Source organism: Pseudaminobacter soli (ex Zhang et al. 2022) (genome assembly GCF_014595955.1).
In the GTDB taxonomy this organism is placed as follows: Bacteria; Pseudomonadota; Alphaproteobacteria; order Rhizobiales; family Rhizobiaceae; genus Kumtagia; species Kumtagia pseudosoli.
Map to the genome: position 1 here is coordinate 104664 of NZ_JABVCF010000014.1, position 20370 is coordinate 125033.

Annotated in this window: 14 protein-coding genes; 10 read left to right on the forward strand and 4 right to left on the reverse strand. The window is 63.6% G+C overall.

Translation table 11 applies throughout. From position 1 onward, the window contains the following. Positions 1-22: 22 nt before the first annotated feature. From HUI96_RS23315 to HUI96_RS23330, 4 genes are all read right to left on the reverse strand, one after another. Positions 23-2695: a glycosyltransferase gene (locus HUI96_RS23315; protein WP_188257104.1), complete on the reverse strand. Its 2673-nt coding sequence runs from the start codon at positions 2693-2695 to the stop codon at positions 23-25. Next, entirely contained in the window at positions 2682-4154 is a 1473-nt protein-coding gene (locus HUI96_RS23320) for a DUF6212 domain-containing protein (RefSeq protein ID WP_188257105.1), read from the reverse strand. Before HUI96_RS23320 ends, HUI96_RS23315 begins: the two co-directional genes overlap by 14 nt. 199 nt (positions 4155-4353) lie before the next feature. Next, the gene (locus tag HUI96_RS23325) at positions 4354-5574 is read right to left on the reverse strand and encodes a glycosyltransferase family 4 protein (RefSeq protein ID WP_188257106.1); all 1221 of its coding nucleotides are present in this window, start codon (positions 5572-5574) and stop codon (positions 4354-4356) included. Between the two features lie 42 nt (positions 5575-5616). Beyond that, positions 5617-6186, reverse strand: coding sequence for a MarR family transcriptional regulator (locus HUI96_RS23330; RefSeq protein WP_188257107.1), 570 nt, complete (start codon positions 6184-6186; stop codon positions 5617-5619). Positions 6187-6380: 194 nt separating this feature from the next. Between HUI96_RS23330 and HUI96_RS23335 the strand changes: the two genes are divergently transcribed. The 10 genes from HUI96_RS23335 to HUI96_RS23380 all read left to right on the forward strand — a co-directional run bounded on the left by HUI96_RS23335 (position 6381) and on the right by HUI96_RS23380 (position 20363). Further along, positions 6381-8150, forward strand: a complete 1770-nt coding sequence (locus HUI96_RS23335; protein ID WP_188257108.1) for a type I secretion system permease/ATPase — start codon at positions 6381-6383, stop codon at positions 8148-8150. Further along, positions 8150-9559, forward strand: a complete 1410-nt coding sequence (locus tag HUI96_RS23340; RefSeq protein ID WP_425299282.1) for an HlyD family type I secretion periplasmic adaptor subunit — start codon at positions 8150-8152, stop codon at positions 9557-9559. Before HUI96_RS23335 ends, HUI96_RS23340 begins: the two co-directional genes overlap by 1 nt. A 361-nt stretch (positions 9560-9920) precedes the next feature. Continuing rightward, a complete protein-coding gene (locus HUI96_RS23345; protein ID WP_188257110.1) occupies positions 9921-10688 on the forward strand; it encodes a calcium-binding protein in 768 nt (255 codons plus the stop codon). 75 nt (positions 10689-10763) lie between these two features. Then, positions 10764-13016 (forward strand): glycosyltransferase, encoded by a 2253-nt coding sequence (locus tag HUI96_RS23350; RefSeq protein ID WP_188257111.1) that lies wholly within the window; start codon positions 10764-10766, stop codon positions 13014-13016. After that, complete coding sequence (locus tag HUI96_RS23355; RefSeq protein ID WP_188257112.1) at positions 13013-13852, forward strand: class I SAM-dependent methyltransferase; 840 nt, start codon at positions 13013-13015, stop codon at positions 13850-13852. Before HUI96_RS23350 ends, HUI96_RS23355 begins: the two co-directional genes overlap by 4 nt. A 2-nt stretch (positions 13853-13854) precedes the next feature. Beyond that, positions 13855-15111: a glycosyltransferase family 4 protein gene (locus tag HUI96_RS23360; RefSeq protein WP_188257113.1), complete on the forward strand. Its 1257-nt coding sequence runs from the start codon at positions 13855-13857 to the stop codon at positions 15109-15111. Between the two features lie 11 nt (positions 15112-15122). Further along, positions 15123-15857 carry a hypothetical protein gene (locus tag HUI96_RS23365; protein WP_188257114.1) on the forward strand — a complete coding sequence of 245 codons (735 nt, stop codon included), beginning with the start codon at positions 15123-15125 and terminating at the stop codon, positions 15855-15857. A 2-nt stretch (positions 15858-15859) separates the two neighbouring features. Continuing rightward, complete coding sequence (locus HUI96_RS23370) at positions 15860-18070, forward strand: hypothetical protein (protein ID WP_188257115.1); 2211 nt, start codon at positions 15860-15862, stop codon at positions 18068-18070. After that, a complete protein-coding gene (locus HUI96_RS23375) occupies positions 18067-19425 on the forward strand; it encodes a glycosyltransferase family 4 protein (RefSeq protein ID WP_188257116.1) in 1359 nt (452 codons plus the stop codon). Before HUI96_RS23370 ends, HUI96_RS23375 begins: the two co-directional genes overlap by 4 nt. 17 nt (positions 19426-19442) lie before the next feature. Continuing rightward, a complete protein-coding gene (locus HUI96_RS23380) occupies positions 19443-20363 on the forward strand; it encodes a UTP--glucose-1-phosphate uridylyltransferase (protein WP_188257117.1) in 921 nt (306 codons plus the stop codon). The last annotated feature ends 7 nt before the right edge of the window (positions 20364-20370 follow it).

Consider the following 20370-nt stretch of genomic DNA (forward strand, 5'->3'; position numbering starts at 1 on the left):
GATAGAACTGGTGGGAAGCCCTTCAGCCCGCCGCCGCGAGCTCTGTGTCGGGCGCCTCGCGCCGGCGCATGACCGCGGCACGCGACAGCGATGAATTGCTCACCGCGCCGTCGCACCAGCCGAGGAATTCCGAGAAGGAGCTTGTCCACGAGCGGCGCGCCGCCGAATTGAGGCAGCCTTCCATGAGCGGGGCGAGCTTGCGGCGATCGCGGGCGACCTCTTCGATGACCCCCACCATCTGCCGCACCACCTGGGAGTCGACATCGGCCTCGATGAGGATGCCGTCTTCGCCATGGGTAATGAGTTCCCCCACGGCGCCAACGTTGGTTGCGATGGGAACGCAGCCGAGCTGCTGCGCTTCTGCGATCATCAACGGAGCGCCTTCCCAGCGCGAGGGCATGACGAGCACGTCCGCCCAGCCCAGCGCCTTGATCAACTCCTTGCTGGCGAAGACCGGGGGATGCACGTCGACGCCGAGGTCCTTCAGCTGCTCCGTCCAGGAAACGGTGGAATCGGCGAGGATCTCGCCTCCTATCGCCCGTATGTCGACGGGGACGTGCGCGGCATGAAGCTCGGCGATTGTCGCGGCTAGCCGATCGATGCCCTTCTGTTGGTCGAACCGCCCCATGTAGAGCAGCCGCAGCCGATCATCCTTCCGCTCCATCCTCCTTGCGGACAGCACATCGGCAAGCGCCTTGGAGGACACCGAAAAACTCGCGCCATTGGGTACGGCGAAGACCTTTTCGAGGGGAACACCGAAGCTGCGCAGGTAGATCTTGAGCTGCTCCGAGCAAGTCAGGAACGCGTCGTAGCAATGCTCATGGGCGATCGCCGCGAAGGGTTGGCCGGCCGGCCGTTTGAACGAGGTGTTGTCGACGACGTGAAGATAGCAGGCCGCGCGCGTGCCCTCCGAGCGCAGCCGCGCAATCAGCGGATGGACCGACATAACGTGGTTGTTGATGATCAGGTCGAATCCCGAGAGCTGCCCTTTCAGCGCGCCCCATTCGACCTCGTGGTGCTCGGCGATGAAGTCCTGGCCGAGGAACTGGCCCGAGCCTCCCCAGGCTGGAATGCCTTCGCTCCAGAAATGGATGTGATCGAAGCTCGCGTCGAACTCGTCGATGACGTCCATACGCTGAGTGCCCAGCACGAAGAGGTGGGTCTCGTACCCGGCCCTCTTCAGCTCGCGCGCGGCCGCATAGACCACCTTCTCGGCGCCGCCGAATGAAGCATTGGGCACGAGCAGCGCAGCCGTGCGCCTGCCGTCGCTGTGGCCAAGCGGCAGGACGGGCGAGCCGCCGATCTCCTTCCGCAGCGACTTGTGCAGATCCGAGAAAGGCACAAGCCGCGCTGGCCGCCACGTCCAGCGACCGCCGGCAGTCCGGCGCAGCGGGCTCGTGGCAATGGCGTTGATGCAGTTTATCATCACCTGCTGGGGCGTGATCAGCGACCGCCGCGGCAGACTCCGCGGGAATGGGAATCGCACCTTCAGGATGGCCGAAGTCGGCCAAATCTGCTCGTTGCCGATCGAGGCAAACCAGTCCAGCGCATTGTTCTTGATCACGTCGCGAACAAGCGACGTCGGGATGAAGATGAGGTCTGCGGACGCGGTCTGCGATGCCCCCGCCTCCAGCAACACCGGTTCGATCTTGCGCTGCGTCGCATCGTTGCCGAGTTGGACAAAGACGATATTCGCCTTCTCGCTCAATCGCTCCAGGTGGCAAAGCACGTTGGGCAGCATGCGCGACCGTCGCAAAAGGTCGAGCGTCGCGCCGCTGCCTGCGATCAGGAAAGGCGGGAAGTGGACATTGTCGGGCTCGCCGATGCTCGCCCAGAAATCCGGAATGATGTCGTCGAGGCGAAGCATCCTCGGCGGCTTGGTGGGGTCGGTGAAGAACGAGATGGCGGCATCTTCGGTCCGCGCGAAGAGATAGCGCGGGCATTCCTCGTGCTCGAACTCGACAAGCATCGGGCGCTGGAACAACGCCTTGTGGCGCTTCCTGAGGAAGCTGACGGAAGTGGCACGTTCACGATTCGCTTCCTTGAAGCGGCTTTCCGCCCGCAGCCGATATTCGAAGGTGGTGTCGTGCGATGGGACGCCGACGAAGCCATGCTCGATGCAGGAAAGCCAGAACTCCCAGTCCTCGAACCCGTTCTGCCGGTCATCGTTGAAGCGCACGCCGGCCCGGAAGACGTCGATGGAGATCATCGAGCCGGTGTCGCAGATGTTGTCGGTGATGCAGTGGACAAGCCGCGAATAGCGGTTGCCGTAGTGCGCGCGCCAGTTCACCGAGAAGGTGTCGATATTGGTGTAGACCCAGCCGCAGCCGCTCGAGAGAAGCTGCTGGTACAGGGTTTCGATGGTGCCCGGCAGGACCCTGTTGTCGGCATCGAGCAGATAGATCGCCTTGGCCTCGGGCAGGTTTTCGAGCACGTAGTCGATTGCGCGATTGCGCGCCCCGCCCGGTCCCGCATTCGGGCCGAACACCACATGGATTTCAGGGTGGCTGGCGGCATAAAGCAGCAGCAGGTCGAAAGCCTCGTGCCGCGGGTCGCCGTCGACGGACACGACAATGGCAATCCTGCAGTTGGAAACCGTCGAAGCAAGGACGGATTCCAACGCTTCCAGGGCCAGCGCTGCATGGCCGTAAAGCGGCATCGCCACCGCAATCAGATCGTCCTTACTGGCGGACATCGACCGCCTCCCCCGACTGCTTGACCAGCCGGAAGCCCGACACCTTGAGCCAGGAGAAATCGACTGAATCGGTGACGGCACGGCTCAGGATCATAAGATCCATGGGCGCGCGCACCGGCTCGTCCATGTGGATATTGACGTTGATCGCGCGATCCGGACCGACCTCGCGCCAGCCGCTGAAGAAGGCCGACGGTTTTGCCGAGCCCTTGCGCACCAACTCCGCCACCTCGGATCGTGCGTTGGAGTTTGCCGGGGCGAGCAGGAAACTGACGGCCGCCGGGGCTCCTTCCGGATGGTCGATCACGGCGCTCGCCGAGAACGAAATGGTTCCGGGCTCGACTGCGCGGCTGACGGCCCCTGCGGAAATTCCGCTCTGCAGTGGATGACACACCACCGCGTGCTCGTGCTCGAGGAAGCGAACAGTCTGGAATTCGGGCACGACCGGCGTAACCGAAACATCGACGATTCGGCTCAGCAGGTCCGGTGCCAGACGGTAGTCTTCGATGAACTGGCCGTCGAGCAGATCGGTGGGCGCGATCATGTTGGGCATTCGGGTTGGGCGGACGCCGGGGAGCCCCGTGAACACGCGGAATGCCAACGGCCTGAGATCGAGGTCGGGATGCGAGACTTCCGACCGCGCCGTGTAGCGTTCGCTGGCAATCGGAAAGCCGAGCGATAGCCCCACCGTCTCTGGCCCCGTGGTCGACACCCGCAGCCGCAACGTCTTCGCCCCACATCCGCAAGCCCGCGGCAGCGAGAAGAAATTCCAGTTCGGGACGAGCTTTGAAGCGGGAACGCTCCATTCGGCCACGCCTTCGCGACTCTCGACGTAGCTCAGCGTGACGACCAGTTCGGCGCCGTCCTTCGGCACCGAATTGAGATGGAGGGCGATGCCGGCCACGCCCCGGCTGGAGACCGGCAGAAGCTGTTCGACGTGGGCGCTTGACAGCAACTGGCCGATGCCTTCGTCCTTTGGGTCGACATAGGGATCGTTCCCGAATACTTCCGCCACCGGCTCCCAGTTGTGCGTCTGAAATGCATCTTCGAGCGCACGGTAGCTTTCGAACAGCACTTCGCGCTCCCGGCGAAGCATGGCGAGTTCCGAGGTCATCGAGGCGGCGAACCGGGACAGCCGCCCCAAGCCTCCCTCGGCCAGCGTACGAATAAGCGCGCACATCTCGGCCCCGTTTCGCGCATCGAGCCGCTGGACGGGGACTTCCGGCACCGTGGCAAGACGCCGGAGCGAAACGAGAGCATCCCTCAGGTCAGCTTCGGCTTCCTCCGAAAAGGCGACGGCAATGAGAGGAAAACTGTTCTTCAGGGCCGGTTGCGAACGCGTGCCGTCACCAAGAAAGACGACCAGGTGTTCAATTCCGGCCTGTTCGACATTACCCCGGTCGAGATCTGATGCTGCAATCAGCTTTATACTTGTCGCCGACTGCTTAATGCCCGAGGACATCAACATTTGCACGCAAAATCCCCAATAACAACATGATATGTTGAAACTATTGATTGGCAATCGATGCGATGATGCCTTGGGAGTTACGTATCAATAATTATTGCTTCGCACAATAACAAAATGCAGGGACAAATCTGCTAGGTATATACTTAAAAACTTGAAGTAATACTCGCGCAATCTGCGCTTGCCTGGCGAGATTTCAATCCGGCAGCATCATTCTTCCGATCAGGGCAGTTTGGCTTGCGATGCACTCGTCCTGTTGGAAGCGCTGCTCGATCGTTCGGCGCGCGGCGATCCGCAGTTCGGCGAAGCTGTCCGGGCTTTTCAAGGCTTCCAGGATGGACTCGGCGAGAGCGTCTGTATCGAAGAACGGCACCAGGATGCCGTTACGGCCCGAGGAGATGACTTCCCGGACGGGAGCAGTGTCGGAGGCGATGACGAGAGCGCCGCACGCCATCGCCTCCAGGACCGACCAGGAAAGGACGAAGGGATAGGTCAGATAGACGTGAGCCGCGGAAATCTGGAAAAGCTTGCGCAAGACCGGGTGCGGGACCACGCCGGGGAAAAGCACCCTGTCCCTTGGAAGATCCAGCGATGCAAGAAGGTGCTCCTTCCACGTTCCCCCGCCAGATGGCGGCGTCCCATAGCTCACGCCGTCGCCTCCAACAAAGACGAACAAGGCGTCGGAATGTTTCCGGATGACCTTGGATGCAGCCTCCAGTGCCTGCGGGAAGCCGCGGTAGGGCTCCAGGTCGCGTGCGACGAATGTGACAATGGGAGGATCGCCGGCCTTGAGCACGCGTCCGTCCGGAAGCTTCAAGGAAGCCGCCGGATCTGGGCGGAAGAGTCGCGTGTCTATCCCCTCGTGGCACACGGTGATGCGCGCTCGCGCATCGGCCGGATAAAGGCTCCTCTGCCACTCGGTCGGGCTGATGCCGCCCTCCAGCGCCTCCAGCGAAATGAGCTGCGCCATATTGCGAAGCCTGAGCCGTTTGCGCGTCTCCAGATCAGGCTGATCGTCAGGGGCAAATCCGACATCTGCCCCATCGGCTCGATAGAAGAATTCGCAATAGCCGAGCGCAGGCACACGCGGCAGCACGTCCTTCACGAACATCATGCTGCCCCAGCCGATGTGGCCGATGACGATGTCCGGGCTTTGGCCCTGGCGCGCCATCGCGTCGAACGTCTCGGCGACGCGGTGCCCGATCCGGACATGGTGGTCGGGTATGCCGAGATGGCGGGCCATCAGCGGATGCGCCCGCGGACCCGGCTCCGACCGATGCCGCACGACACGAACCGACGGGATCCGCTGGTCCAGCGCCTCGGTTACAAGGCTCACCTCATTCCCCGCCTGCGCCAAATGGGCGGCCAGGGCGGCGAACTGGCCGAAACCGCGCGGATGCACGAAAGCGACATGCATGCCTAGCAAGCCCCCGACAGGGAGCCGCCCTTCAGGCGCACGTCAGACGCCGTAGCGTGCGGCATTGGCCCACACTAGCTCGAGCCGGTGCAGCGCCTGGAAGGCGGTTGCGAGATCCCGCAGGTCCTGCTCCCCACAAAAAGTGCGCTCAAATGCCTTCGCCGCGTCCCGCAGGTCGGCACAGAGCTGCTTGCCCCTCTCCGTCAGCCTGATTCGGGCCGAGCGCTTGTCGCGCTGGGAGGTGACACGAGCGATGTAGTCGCCATCGGTCAGTTGCTTCAGGTAGTACGAGATGTTCGAACCCACATAGTTGCCGCGATCGAGCAGTTCGCCGACCGAGAGCTCGGCATCGCCAATGGCCAACAGAACCATCACCTGGGCCGGTCCGATGTCGTCGACGCCCAGCCGCGTAAGCTCCGCACTCACCAGGCCTGAGAAGCGCCGGCTGGACCGATCGAGCAGACGAGCCAGGTCGAAACATGAGACCTGCGGACCGTCGCTGTGCTGGTTACGGCGCGGCTCGTCAGGGACGACATGCAGCCTATCGCCCCCATTCCGAAGTAATACCGCATCTTCCAAGCCCATAGACGGGTGGAGAAGTCCTTGTGTCATCCCTCGCTCCAATTTTGGGAATTTACTTCAAAACTTGAAGTAAATTTCGATAACGCCCCACCCCAAGCGCCAGCTCTTGAGAGTGATATCATTGCTGTGTCACACTGATGACAGCGATACTGCAATATGTTCTGCATGCGACGCAGATAACACCCTCAAATCACTAAAAACGTTAGCCCCAGGCCAAATCGCCCATGCTTGATACTGTTCGAAAAAACCCGGTTGGCAAGGGCCAAAATGGCTCAGTTGTCGCGCAAAATGGGTCGCTCAATCCAAGGTTGCTCGTTTTGCAGGCAAGGCGTGTGTTTGCCGTGACGCTCCTTTATGCAGCCTTGCTGAGTGCCTGTATCAACCTGCTGCAGCTGACGATGCCGCTGTTCATGATGCAGGTATACGACCGGGTGCTGAACAGCCAGAGCATCGATTCCCTCGTTATGCTGACGGTCCTAGCGGTCGGCGCCCTGATGGTCTACGGCGTGCTCGAATTCATCCGTGCCCTTTCGTTCCAGGCCATGGCCAGCGCCGTAACGCGGTGGCTGAACCTGCCGCTGCTGACGGCCGCGGTTCAGGCCTCCGTCGACCAGGGGATTTCCCGCGCAACGCAGTCCCTGCGGGACCTGACGGAACTGCGCGGCTTCCTCACTTCGCCGGCCGTCAGCGCCCCCCTCGATGCCGCGTGGTCGCCGATCTTTCTGGGCGCCCTGTTTTTGCTGCATCCCTTATTCGGCGTAGTCGGAGCGATTTCGGTGGCATTGCTGCTGTGCTGCGGTGTCGTTACAGACCTGCTCACGCGTCAACTCATGAAAGAGGCAAGTCAGGCCAACATCGAGTCGGTGTCGAAAATGGCGGCGTCACTTCGACACGCGGAGGCGATCGAGGCGATGGGCATGCTGCCGGCGCTGGCGCGGCGGTGGCGCGGCGCACAGATGCATTCGCTGGAAGCGCTTGAAAGCAGCGGAAGCAGGAGCAGGGCGATGTCGTCAATCACCCGCGTGCTCCGCTACATCATCCAGACCGTGACGCTCGCAGCGGGCGCCCTGCTCGTGCTGGAACAGGAAGTCACCCCCGGCGCCATGATGGCGGCAAACATCCTTGTCGGCCGGCTGCTCGTGCCTTTCGATTCCGTCATCGAGAACTGGCGGCAATGGGTCCTGGCGATCGCCGGCTGGCGCCGTCTCGAGGCGGCCCTGAACGAGGACCTGGCGGTGCGCCAGGCCATGCCGACGACGCATGCGCACGGCGACCTCGTCGTCGACAAGCTGCTCTACGCGGCGCCCGGCATGGACGTGCCGATCATCAAGGGCATTTCCTTTTCCCTTTCCCCTGGGGAAGTGCTGGGGCTGGTCGGCCCCTCCGCGGCAGGCAAATCGACGTTGGCGCGGCTGCTCGTCGGCGTCCTCAAGCCCACGTCGGGCGGCATTTTCCTGGACGGTAACAATGTCTATCTCTGGGAACGCGAATCCTTCGGCCGGGTGGCCGGCTATCTTCCGCAATCGGTTTCGCTGCTTGAAGGGACGATCCGGGACAACATCTCGCGGATGGAAGACGGCGACCCGCACAGGGTGCTCGAGGCCGCACGGATGGCGGATGTCCACGACATGATCGGCCGCCTCCCCCTGGGCTACGACACGCCGGTCGGCGACGGCCGTCTGACGCTTTCGGGCGGACAGAAGCAGCGCATCGCTCTTGCCCGCTGCCTCTACGACCGCCCTCGCCTGATCGTGCTGGACGAGCCGAACGCCAATCTCGATGCCGTCGGCGAGCGTGCGCTCGTCCGCGCGATCGAGAAGGCCCGAGACGACGGGGCAATTGTCGTGATGATCGCCCATAGGCCGACAATCATGGAAGTCGCGGACAAACTGCTCGTCTTGGAAAACGGGCGCATCACCCAGTTCGGGGAACGCACGGACGTGGTCGCTTCGATGACGTCAGCTCAATCGTCGCGCGAGGTTGTGGCATCATGATGCGCAAGTCGATGCAGCCGACACGGACCGAGGTTCAGCCCGTCCGCAGGCCCGCTGTCCCGGACCGCCAGCCGCGGGCGCCACTGCCCGCAACCGCCGTGGAACTGGAGATGGCCGAGGGCAGAGCCCGCTCGCCGCTCCGGCGCCTTGTCGTCGCGGGGTTCACGACGATCCTGGTGTCGTTCGGCGGATTTCTCGGCTGGGCGTTTCTCGCCGACCTCAGCAGCGCCTCGGTGGCCAGCGGCACGATCGTCGTCGATTCGAAGCGCAAGACGGTCAGCCATTTCGAGGGCGGCGTCCTCAGCCGCGTGGTGGTGCAGGAGGGCGATCAGGTCACCGCCGGACAGCCACTGATAAGACTCGAGGACACGCGGGCCCGCGCCGATCTCCAAGGGCTGGAAAGCCGGCGTATCGGCCTGATCGCCAAGCTGGCGCGGCTAAGGGCGGAGCAGGCCGGCACCGAGGCGATAAGCTTTCCCGACGAATTTGGCGACGGCGGCGACGCTGCAATCAATGACGCCATAGCGGCTGAACACGCGTTCTTCGAAAAGCGCCGCGAGTCCAAGAAAGGGCGCAGCGGCATCCAGCGGACGACGATCGAGGAATTTGCCGAGCGGTCGAAGTTCCTGACTATCCAGATCGAAGCCATCGACCGGCAGATCGACCTTGTCAACGAACAGAGATCGGCCATCGCAACCTTGGTGGACAAGGGCTTTGCCCAGCGTTCCAAGCTCATCGAGATCGATGCGCGGCTCAGCGAACTCGCAGCCTCGCGCGGGGAGCTTGCCGGCCAGAGGGCGCAGGCTGAAAAGGCCAAGGCAGGCGCCGAACTCGCGCTGACGGGAATCGAACGCGACTTTCAGTCGGAAATCGCCGGCGAAATCACCACAGCCCGCCTTGAGCTCGCAGATGTCGAAGAGAAGATCGTCGCCGCGAAGGACGTATTGCGCCGCCTCGAGATCCGCTCTCCCCAGGCTGGCATCGTCACCAACATCCGCGTGCGCACGCCGGGAAGCGCTGTGACGCCCGGCGAACCGCTGCTCGATATCGTACCGGAAAGCGAGCCGCTCCTCATCGAGATGCATGTCAGCACGCGCGATATCGACAGCATCGCAGTCGGCTCGCAGGCGACGATCCGGCTGACGGCATACAATCAGCGCTCGCACTTGCCCGTGGCAGGCAAGATTATCTATGTGGCCGCCGACCAGTCGGTCGATGAAAAATCGAATGTGGCCTATTTCGTCGCGCGAGCGCAGGTCGACCCTGACTCGCTGGCCGCGAATCCGGATATGCGCCTCTATCCCGGCATGCCGGCGGAAGTGCTGATCGTGCACAAGCCGCGGCGGGCCATCGACTACCTGGTTTCTCCAGTCGCCGACAGCTTCAATCGCGCGTTCAGGGAAGACTAACCCCGCTTCTCCGCGAGTTGGATCTTCGGGGCACCAGCCAGATCCACCCCCTGCTTATAAGCCTCCCGCCAGCCCGGCACGCAGGCCGGTGGCGCGTTGGCTCGCCCATAGAATGCGGCTGGAATTTAGTTTGAATTTTGAAGTGATTTATGGGCAATCCCGAATTACACTCTCTCTAATCTTCCTGTACTTTCTTTTTTAATTGAGTATATTTACTTATAGCTGGAACTATTTTATCAAGAATGATCATTTATGCTTCCACACGTGTTGCGCTTCTCCTATTTACACTACACAATAGCCTCGCGTAATCCTCGGTCCCCACCGACGATGCACGCGTTTAAACGGCAAAGAGGAAAAGCAGATGGCCACGTTGGAAGGCGGCGCATATGACGACGTCCTGTTTGGCACTCGCTTTGACGACATCATTCGCGCCCTTGGCGGCGATGATATCGTCAAAGGAGGCAACGGAGATGACATCATTTTCGGGAACGGCGGCGACGACGTGCTGTTCGGCGAAAATGGAAACGACACTCTGCTCGGCGGTGACGGCAACGACATCCTGTATGGCGGAAACGGCGACGACATCCTGGACGGTGGTCCCGGCGACGACCTCCTCTATGGCGGAAACGGCAACGACATCCTTAGCGGTGGGGCTGGCGACGACATCCTCTATGGCGAAAACGGCAACGACATCCTGAGCGGTGGTGCCGGCGACGACATGCTCTTCGGTGACAACGGCGACGACATCCTCCGGGGCGGCGACGGCAATGACATCCTGATGGGCGGCAAGGGTAACGACTTCCTGTTCGGCGGCGCCGGAAACGACATCCTCAATGGCGGGAAGGGCGACGACCTCCTGATCGGCGGCCAGGGGAGTGACCTGTTCGTCTTCGACGGCGGCGGCGGCAACGATGTCATCCTCGATTTCACCCCCGGCGAGGACATGCTGCAGATCTCGAAGGGCATCAACGGCCTCGACGTTTCCTCTCCCGAAGACCTGGCTTCGCGCATCACGCAGGTCGGCGGCAATGTCGTGATCGATCTCGGTCATGGCGACACGCTGACACTGGTCAACGCCGACGCCAAAGACATTCAGGCCAACCCGGACCACTATTTCACGGTTCATTGAGCCTGAGCGGCGTGCCCTGTCCCCCCCTCCCTCGGGCACGCCGCATCCCCTCCAACCGATCCAAAGGACCAACGCGTGACGTCCGACCGTTCGAAGGTCGCCGGCGACGGTTCCAGCTTTGCACAGGCCTTCCAGCTTTGCTCGGAGGTTGCTGTAGTGGTCTGGGACGTACCCGCGCAGCTACCAGCCTTGGGCAAATTCACCCTGGCCATGCAATCGCAACCGGTCCCGCTTGTCAGCATGACCCTGCCGCGGGCCGATGGTGGGCAGTGCGTGCTGTGGGCAATTAAGCCGGGAAGCGAAGCGGAAGACGCGCAGATCGCGGCAACGGACGGGAGCCCGCTGCAGGCATTCGCGCTGCAACCGGCAGCACGGCTGCCGCTCCTCGACGTGGAGACTCTGCTAGGCAATCTCTCGCCCGCGGGCTGCGTCAAGTTCCTGAACAATCTCCTGACCGTATGGCGCAGCGCGTTCCGGCTGTCCCGCAACGAACTCTTCAGCAGCGTGGTCGAGGATGCCGTCTTCACCCTTGTGCCGGCGCCGCGGCTCGCCAACTCCGTCTGCCAGATCGCTCCCGGACGCTATCTCGTCGAGACCGACATCAGCCCTGAGTTGGGCGAGATCAGCGGCATTTATGCCATTGGCGCCAGTTCGGTTCTGCCGCTGCCGTCGCAATTTGTCGCCGGCAACAGTTCGGAGCCGGGTTGGCAGTCCTGCCATTTCATTCTCGACACGCTGCAGCCCGCCCGGCCGATCCACATCATGTTCCTCGGTAAAGGAGGCATAGCGGTCCGGAACCTGCCGAACTGCAATCCGCGCTATCCAGGCCTCCAGAAATGGTGGGCGGAGCAGCGCGGCGACTCTGGACTGCGCGAGTTCGTCGTGCGGCAACTGTCAAACCTGCCCGGCGGCACGGCAGCCGCGACCGACCTGCAACTGCGGGCTCCGCTGCAGGCGCGGCAGGTTGCCAGGTCGCGAATGCATGCCGCCGCCGAGATCGACCTCGCGCTGTCGCTGCAAGGCGGCCTGCTCGCCGGCGGCTGGACCAACGATCCGACCTCCACCCTCGCCGGCATCGACTGTCTCAACGAAGACGGCACAGCCCTGCCCCTCGACGGCAACTGGTACGAGTTCCCGGCCTGGAGCCGCGAAGCAAAAACCAATGCAAAGGCCGAAGTGACCGGCTTCATCGCCTGGCTTCCGCTGGACGAGCCGCTTGGTCCACTGCTCCAGCCTCGCTTCCAGATGCGGCTCGCCTCAGGTGCGGTGAAACCGCTGGTACCGAAGCCGCAGCCCTTCGAGCCAGCAGCGCAGCGCAACCGCATCCTGCGCGCCGTCCCCCCACAGCATGCCGTGGACGATGCGTTCCGGACCATTCTTGCCCCGGCCCTCCAGGGTGCCGAACGTGAATTGGGCAAAACCATACGCGTCGACCACACCAAGGACTATGGCCAGCCTCGACAGGCGCCGCTCGTCTCGATTGTGGTGCCTCTCTATCGGGTCCTCGATTTCCTCCGTTTTCAACTGTCCGGCATGGCCACCGATCCCTGGCTGGCGGAGAATGCCGAGATCATCTTCGTCCTGGACTCCCCCGAGATCGAAGACGAGACGAAACACATGCTGGGCGGGCTGCACATCCTGCACGGCCTGCCGATGAAGCTCGTCGTGATGAACCGCAATGGCGGCTATGCCCGAGCCTGCAACGCGGGCACGCGCTTTGCGCGCGGCACGGTTCTCGTGATGCTCAACTCCGATGTCGTGCCGCGCGAACCGGGCTGGCTCCAGGTACTGTCGCGACCACTTCTCGAACAACCGAAACTCGGCGCCATCGGCCCGAAGCTGATTTTCGAAGACGGCTCGTTGCAGCATGCCGGGCTCTATTTCGGCCGCGACCAGCGCGGCATCTGGCTCAATCACCATTTCTACAAGGGGATGCCCGGTCGCTATTCGCCGGCCCAGGTCGCCCGCAACGTTCCTGGCATCACCGGCGCATGCCTTGTGACGCGCAGGGAAACCTACGAGCGGGTCGACGGATATACGGAGGACTATGTAATAGGCGACTACGAAGACAGCGACCTCTGCCTCAAGATCCGGCGGCTGGGTCTGCAGATCGCCTATGAACCGGCGGCCTGCCTCTATCATTTCGAGCGCCGGTCGATCCGCCGCAGCCAGGACTACATGCGCGGCGTCGCCAGCCAATACAATGCCTGGCTGCACACCCAGCGCTGGGAGGACGACATCGCCGCGCTGATGCCTGCCTATTCCGACGGCGCAAACGGGACGGGCATCTCCATAGAAATCGAAGCGACGGAAAGGAACGCCGCATGAGCGAAGCGGCTCGTCTCCATGAAGTCGGGCCAACAACGACGGCCCAGGAGGATCGCGTCGGCTGGCTGATGGAGGCCGTCCTGCGCAACCGCTTTCTGCCGCAGCCGGATGCGGGCAGCGTGTTCGTCGGGGACGGGGATTTCCGGGCCGTCGGCGCGGAGTTTCTGGGCCATTTCATTCGCCTGGGCGGCCTGCGACCGGAACACCGCATACTCGACATCGGCTGCGGCATTGGCCGCATGGCCGTTCCGCTCACCCAGTATCTGGATGTGGAGAAGGGACGCTACAGCGGGTTCGATCCGGTCGAGGGCGGCATAGCCTGGTGCCGGCGTTTCATCACCCCGGTTTATCCCAACTTTACGTTCCAGCGGCTCGACATTGCGCACAAGCTCTACAACCCCCAAGGCAAGATCAGCGGCGAGGCGCTGAAACTCCCCTACGCGGAGCGGCAGTTCGATTTCGTGATCATGACGTCGGTCGTCACGCACCTGCCTCCCAACGAGGTTTTCGTTCACCTGAGCGAGGTCGCCAGGCTGCTCAAACCGGGCGGGCGCTTGTTCATGACCGCCTTTGTGGTTGACGGCATCGCTGCTGCGAACGCATCCGGCAGGCGCGATCCCAGGCTTGGCTTCGTGCGCGATGGCAACGGGCCCTGCTGGTTTGTTCCCGACATGCCGCCGCTCTCGGCCGTCGGGTTCGACGATGATTTCCTCGACCATGCCCTGGAAAAGGCCGGGCTTGTGATCGCCATCAAATCGCTGGGCCATTGGCGCGGTCAGGACGCGGCTCACTACCAGGACCTCTATGTGGCCGAGCGCCGGGGAGCCCAGCGGTAAGCATGCGCATCCTTGTAGCGGCGCATAACCATCCGGCCTTGCATCCTGGCGGTACCGAGATCTTCGCGCACGACCTTTTCCGCGCCTACCAGCGCGCCGGCCACCAGGCGCTCTTCCTCGGCGCGACGAACCAGGTCCATCGCGAAGTCCGGCCCGGCACGAGCTTCCAGGGGCTCGGCGATGCGGCAGACGAAGTGCTGCTGTGGTCCGGCCATTTTGACCGTTTCTACATGAGCCAGGTCGATCTCTACGGGGTCGTTCCGGACCTTGTGGAATTGCTGTCCGACTTCCGGCCGGACGTGGTGCATATCCATCACCTGCTGCTGATCGGCGCGGAGTTCCCGCATATCGTCCGGCGAACGCTGCCGGATTGCCGCATCGTCATGACGCTCCATGATTACTATCCGATCTGCCACCATGACGGCCTGATGGTCCGCACCAGCGGCAAGGAACTCTGCCACGCCGCAAGTCCAGACCGCTGCCACGCCTGCTTCAAGGATATCCCCCTCGACCGTTTTGCGCTGCGCGAGCGGCACCTGAAGGCCCTGCTGAGCACGGTCGACCACTTCGTCGCGCCGAGCCGCTTCCTGCGGCAGCGCTTCGTCGAGTGGGAGCTTGCTGAGGATGTCATAAGCGTGATCCCCAACGGCCTTCCGCTTCGGCCCACGCCGGCGGCCGCGCCAGGCGGCGCCGGAGGTCCGACGGTGTTTGGATATTTCGGCAATCTCAACCCCTGGAAGGGCGCGACGATACTGCTCGAGGCCGCCCGGCTGCTCATCGCCGAAGGGCTCGAGTTCGAGCTGCGCGTCCACGGCGGCACCCCGTTCCAAAGCGAAGCCTTTGTTGCGCAGATCGACCGCCTTTTCAGCGACACCGCGCCAACGGTGCAGAGGCGCGGGCCCTATCGGCGCGAGGACGTCGCCGAGCTCGTCGCCGACGTCGACTGCACGGTTGTGCCGTCGATCTGGTGGGAGAATGCACCGCTCGTCATCCAGGAGGCCCAGGCACAAGGGCGGCCCGTCATCGCCAGCAACATTGGCGGTATGGCAGAACTGGTCGAAGACGGGGTCAATGGCCTGGGGGTTTCACCCAACGATCCGCGCGCGCTCGCTTCAGCGATGCGCCGCTTCGTTGAAGAGCCAGATCTGCGGCTTCGGCTTTCCAGGAACGCTCGCCGGCCCGACGACATCGACACGACCGCTCGGCGCTACCTCGAATTGATCGAGGCGATCGAGCCCGCACGTGTCCAAGCAGCGTGAGGAACGCCTGAATGCCTGTCACTGCCGAGAGTCCAAGCGCAATGGCCGAGCAGAACAACACCAAGCCGGTGAATGGCCGCGTTGACGCCATCGACCAGGGCCGCGTCTTCGGCTGGGCCTTCGATCCCGCCGAGCCCCAGCGGCGGGTGGCGATCCGCGTAATCCTGGACGGCAAGACGGTTGCCGAGGCGGCTGCCGACCGCGATCGTCCCGATCTGCGACGCAATGGCATCGGCGACGGCAAACACGCTTTTGAGATCGCGCTGCCGGAACCAGCGGCCTCGCGCGCTTCCGATCTCGTCGTGGTGGCGGTGAACGGGCCGGACGACGAGCAGGCGCTACGCGTCCCCCGCCCCGACGAGCAGGCCGCCGAAGCCCTGATCGCCGCACCGCTCACCAAGGTCCTCGACAAGCTGGACGTCCTGATGGCTGCGCAACGGCAGCTGCAGGTCTCCCAGCGCTCCTTCATCCGCTCGCAGCAGATCGACGGCACCGGCGAGGCCGAGACGGTCGAGCTCATCGACATCAGCACCGACGTTGCCAGCCTCCGCACCGAGATCACGCAGCGGCTGCGCGATCTCGACGTCCATCTGATGCGGCTCGACGGCGTGGTGGCGGGGATGGAAAAGAACCTGAGCGCACTGCAGAAGCGCTCCAACGGGGAATTGAAGCCCCTGCTGCTGTTGCTGTTCGTGCTGGTGGGTTTTGCGGCGGGTGCTGCCATGACGCTCTTTGCCAGGACCTGACCATGCTGGCCGTGGAAAATGGACCTCCCTCATCCCTGACCGCCGCACCGCGGCGTAACGGCAGGATCCCCAGGGCCGGAAGGGTCACCGGTTGCCCCATCGGCGGCTCCACCCTGCTCGTGATCGGCACGGGCGGCCCGATGCCAAACGCGGCACCGACAATACTCAATGACGATCCCGCCGAGATCTCGCATGCCGCAGTCATCAGTTGGCGATTGGGGGCGCCGTTGCCGACCGCCACGCACGGCTTCGCGGCCTTGCTGCCCACGAACAGCGCCGATCGCCCATTCGCGACCGTGCAGATCGAGCAGGAAGGCGCGCCCAAGCGCTACGTCTTCGCGCCTCGAACGGTCTCGGTGAACGAAGCTGCCGCGCTGCTGGCCGAGCTTTGCGGCAGTCAACTGGCCTCCACCATCGACGCTCTGGCGGATTTGCTCGTCGCGGCGCCGTCCGACCCTCACAGGCTGTCGGCCATCGTCACCCTGGTCAAGGCGGCGCATGGGAGAAACGGCTTCATCGAGTTGCTTGGCGAAGGCCAGGACGGGGAGATCTTCCTGCAAGGCTGGGCCAAAGACGTCGTGCCCGGCATGGCCCGGGCGGTGACCGACGGTGACAGGCCTTCGGTCGCGGATTGTGCAATTGCCGCCTACGCACGGCAGGACATTCCCCAGGGAGCCGCAGCCTTCGCCGGCCTTCTCAATGCCGACGGGCCGATCAGTCCTGGCAGCATCGAGGGCCTCGTCTGGCGCGGCCGCCACGGCTGGCGCCATGTGTCCGTCCACCGGCAAAAGCTGATTGCCGGACCGCTGGAAACACCTGGCCACGTCCGCTCCGTGCTGCTGCGGGCACACAGCACGCCGCAAGCTCTGCTGCGTCTGCGCACGACAGCCAACAGTTTCGACGGCACAGAGACGGTGTCGAGCCTGCCCCTTCCGGTCCGCATGGGCGTAGACGACGCATTCCAGGTCGACGGCGCGGGCTTTCTTGTCTCCGGCTGGCTGCTCGACCCCGACGGTCATGTCCAAAGCGTGAAATTGCGCCGTCACGACGGCGAAGCACGGCTCGACGACAGCTGGAGCCGGCTCGATCGGGCCGATGTGACCGAGGCCTACGCAGACCAACCCGCCTTCTCGCGCGCATTCGGCCATGGCGGCCACAGGCATGGCTTCGTCGTCCATTCGAGGCTACCGGACGGCGATCCGTCTTCGCCCCTCTATCTGGAACTCACATTGCGCGACACCCGCCGCGCCTTCTTGCCGCTCTCGCCCTTGCGGACCACTGCCCGCCTCGCGGCGATGCGCCAGCTGCGCGCCATCGACCCATCCGATTGGACACTGCCGGAGCTCATAGACCGCCAGATTGTCCCACTTCTCTGCACCTCGGAAAGGGTGTCGCCAACGGTCGAGGCCGTTGTCGATCCAGGTCCGTTCGAGTCGGCTGCCGGCCCGCCGATCGTCATCAGCGTCGGGGAAAACGACGAGGACGGCATCGCGCCGCTTCTTGCCTTGCTGGCAATCGACCCCGAAACGAAGCGCGCTCCGATTGCCCTTGTCGTGTCCTCGGAACGCTTTCATCGGCAGCTGGCCCGCGTGGGGAAGCTCGCCGCGTTCTACGGGCTCTCGCTCAGGCTGGTCTCCGCCGGAGAAGCGGGCGATGCGTATGACCTTATCGAGGCCGGGGCGCGGGCACTGTCGTCGGACACAGTAGTCCTGCTTTCAGCATCGTTGGTGCCGAACGAGGCGGGCTGGTATCGGAAGCTTGTCCACACCCAGGCAGCGCTCAAGGATAGCATCGTCTCCCCTACCCTCGCCTATGGGGACTATTCCGTCCGCTGGGCGGGGACCTGGCCCGCGCTTCGCTACGAAGGCTACCCCATCAGCGCCGTGACCGGGCTCAAGCTGACGCCTGTCACAGCCGCATCGCTCGAATGCTGCGTGATGCCGCGCGAGGCCCTCGTCGAGGCCGGCGGCTTCGCAGGGGGATATCTCGGCTCTCGGGAAAAGGGATTGGACCTCGGCCTTCGCCTCAGCCGCGGCGGCGTTGCCTCCTACTGGCTGCCATCCGTGCAGATGCTTGGTTCTGACGAGACGTCGAGCACAGGCACATCGGCGATGAACGCCCTCGTGGAGAGCATCGATCGCAAAATTCTCGATGCCCGCCGCACCGCTCAGCTTGCCGGCAAAGGAAACTCGTCGGAGGGGCCGCGCACATGACCGAGCAGCTTCGGGTCCTCGTCATCTCGCACGGGCATCCGGCGCTCGCGTTGGGTGGTGCCGAAATCGCGTCCCACAGCTTGCACCAGGGCCTGAATTCACTGCCCGATGTGGAATCGGTCTATCTGGCCCGCGTCGGCCAACCCTTTCCGCGGCATGGTGCTTCGGCACTCATGAGCCATCGTCCCATCGAGGACGAACTGCTGTTCCACGCCGACGACTACGACCACTTCTTCCTCTCTAACCGCGATACCGAGGCTCTCCAGAACGACCTCGTGCGCTTCGTTCGCGACGCCCGGCCTCATGTCGTCCACTTCCATCATGTGCTGGGCCTGGGTTTGGAAGCGCTTCATGCGGTGCGCGAGGCCCTACCGCAGTCGGTCGTCCTGGTGACGTTCCATGAATACCTGTCGATCTGCCACAACCACGGCCAGATGGTCAGGCGGCCGACTGGCCAGCTCTGCAGGGAAGCGTCCCCCATCGCCTGTCACGGATGTTTTCCCGAAATCCCCGTGTCGCATTTCCTGAAGCGCGAGAGGTTCGTGCGCGGAATGCTCGAACTGGCCGACGCCTTCGTTTCCCCGAGTAAGTTTCTGTCTGGGCGTTACGCCGAATGGGGGATCGAGGCGTACAAGCTGTCGGTCATCGAGAACGGGATCGCCATGGGGGAAGCCGCGCCCGCACGCGAGTTGCCGCCTCATAACCCTCGACGCAACCGCTTCGCCTATTTCGGACAATTGACGCCGTTCAAGGGCGTCGACGTGCTAATCGACGCGGTCTCGCGGGTACCCGAGGAAATCTGGGGCGACGACGCCTGCCTGATGATCTTCGGCGGCAATCTCGAGCGCCAGCCGGCGGATTTCCAGGAGCGCCTGAAGAAGCTCATCGATGACGCAGGTCGCCGCGTGCGCTTCTACGGCGCCTACCAGAACGCCGACATGCCACGCCTGATCCGCTCGGTGGATTGGGTCGTGGTGCCGTCCACCTGGTTGGAAAACTCGCCGCTGGTGATCCAGGAAGCAATGCACCACCGCAGGCCTATCATCTGCTCGGACATTGGCGGCATGGCCGAAAAGGTACGGGACCGAAAGGACGGACTGCACTTCCGCGCAGGCAGCGCGCAGGATCTCGCCGATCGCATGGCCGCGGTGTTGGGCGATCCCCGGGCCTGGGAGCGGCTGCGGGCCTCGATGAGGCAACCGACGAGCCACATCGATTGCGCTCGCGAACATGTCGAACTCTACCGTCGGCTGCTGCGTCGGGTTCATGGCGAGGCCACCTGCCCACCGGGCCGCCCTGCTTCTGCAGGCGGGTTAGGCACGGGCAAACCCCACACCATTTCAGAAATCGCATGAACCGGAGGGCTACCACCATGCACCAGAAGATCCGCAAAGCCATCATTCCTGCCGCCGGTTTCGGGACGCGCATGCTTCCGGCGACCAAGAGCATCCCCAAGGAACTGCTGACGATCGTCGACCGCCCCCTGCTCGACTACATCGTTGCCGAGGCCTTCGCCTCGGGAATTGAACATGTGATCATCGTCACCGGGCGCATGAAGGGCGCGATCGAGGACCATTTCGACCACGCCTTCGAACTCGATGTCAGCCTGCGCAATGCCGGGAAGCTGCCTTTGGCCGAACGAATCGCCCAGGACACGCCAGCCGCCGGGACGATTTCCTTCGTGCGACAGCAACAGGCACGGGGTCTCGGCCACGCGGTATGGACGGCCCGCCACATCGTCGGCGACGAGCCCTTCGCGGTGCTATTGCCCGACATGCTCATGGTCGCCGACAGGCCATGTCTGAAATCCATGGTCGATCTCTATGAACGCCATGGCGACAACGTCATCGCGGTGGAGAGATGTGCTCCCGAGGACGCCCACAAGTTCGGCATTGTCTCGCTCAGGCCGACTGCCGATGGCCCGGTCGTGACCGGGCTTGTGGAGAAGCCGGCCCCTGGCACGGCGCCCAGCAATCTCTTCATTTCCGGGCGCTACATCCTGCAGCCCGAAATCTTCGCCCTTCTCGAGCGGCAGGCGCCAGGAGCGGGCGGCGAAGTCCAGCTCACCGACGCAATGCTCGCGCTGTTGGAAACCCAGGCGATCCGGCCCTTCGAATTCTGCGGCCTCACCTTCGATTGCGGCGTCCCGGCCGGCTTCGTGACCGCCAACCTGCACATGGCGGCCGCGCGCACCGACCTTGCCCCTCACATCGGTGCCGCGATGGATGCCCTCTACCCGCGCGGTGGCATGAGCGAACTGCCGGTGACCCATGCCAGTGGGCACCCCGGATGAACCCGGC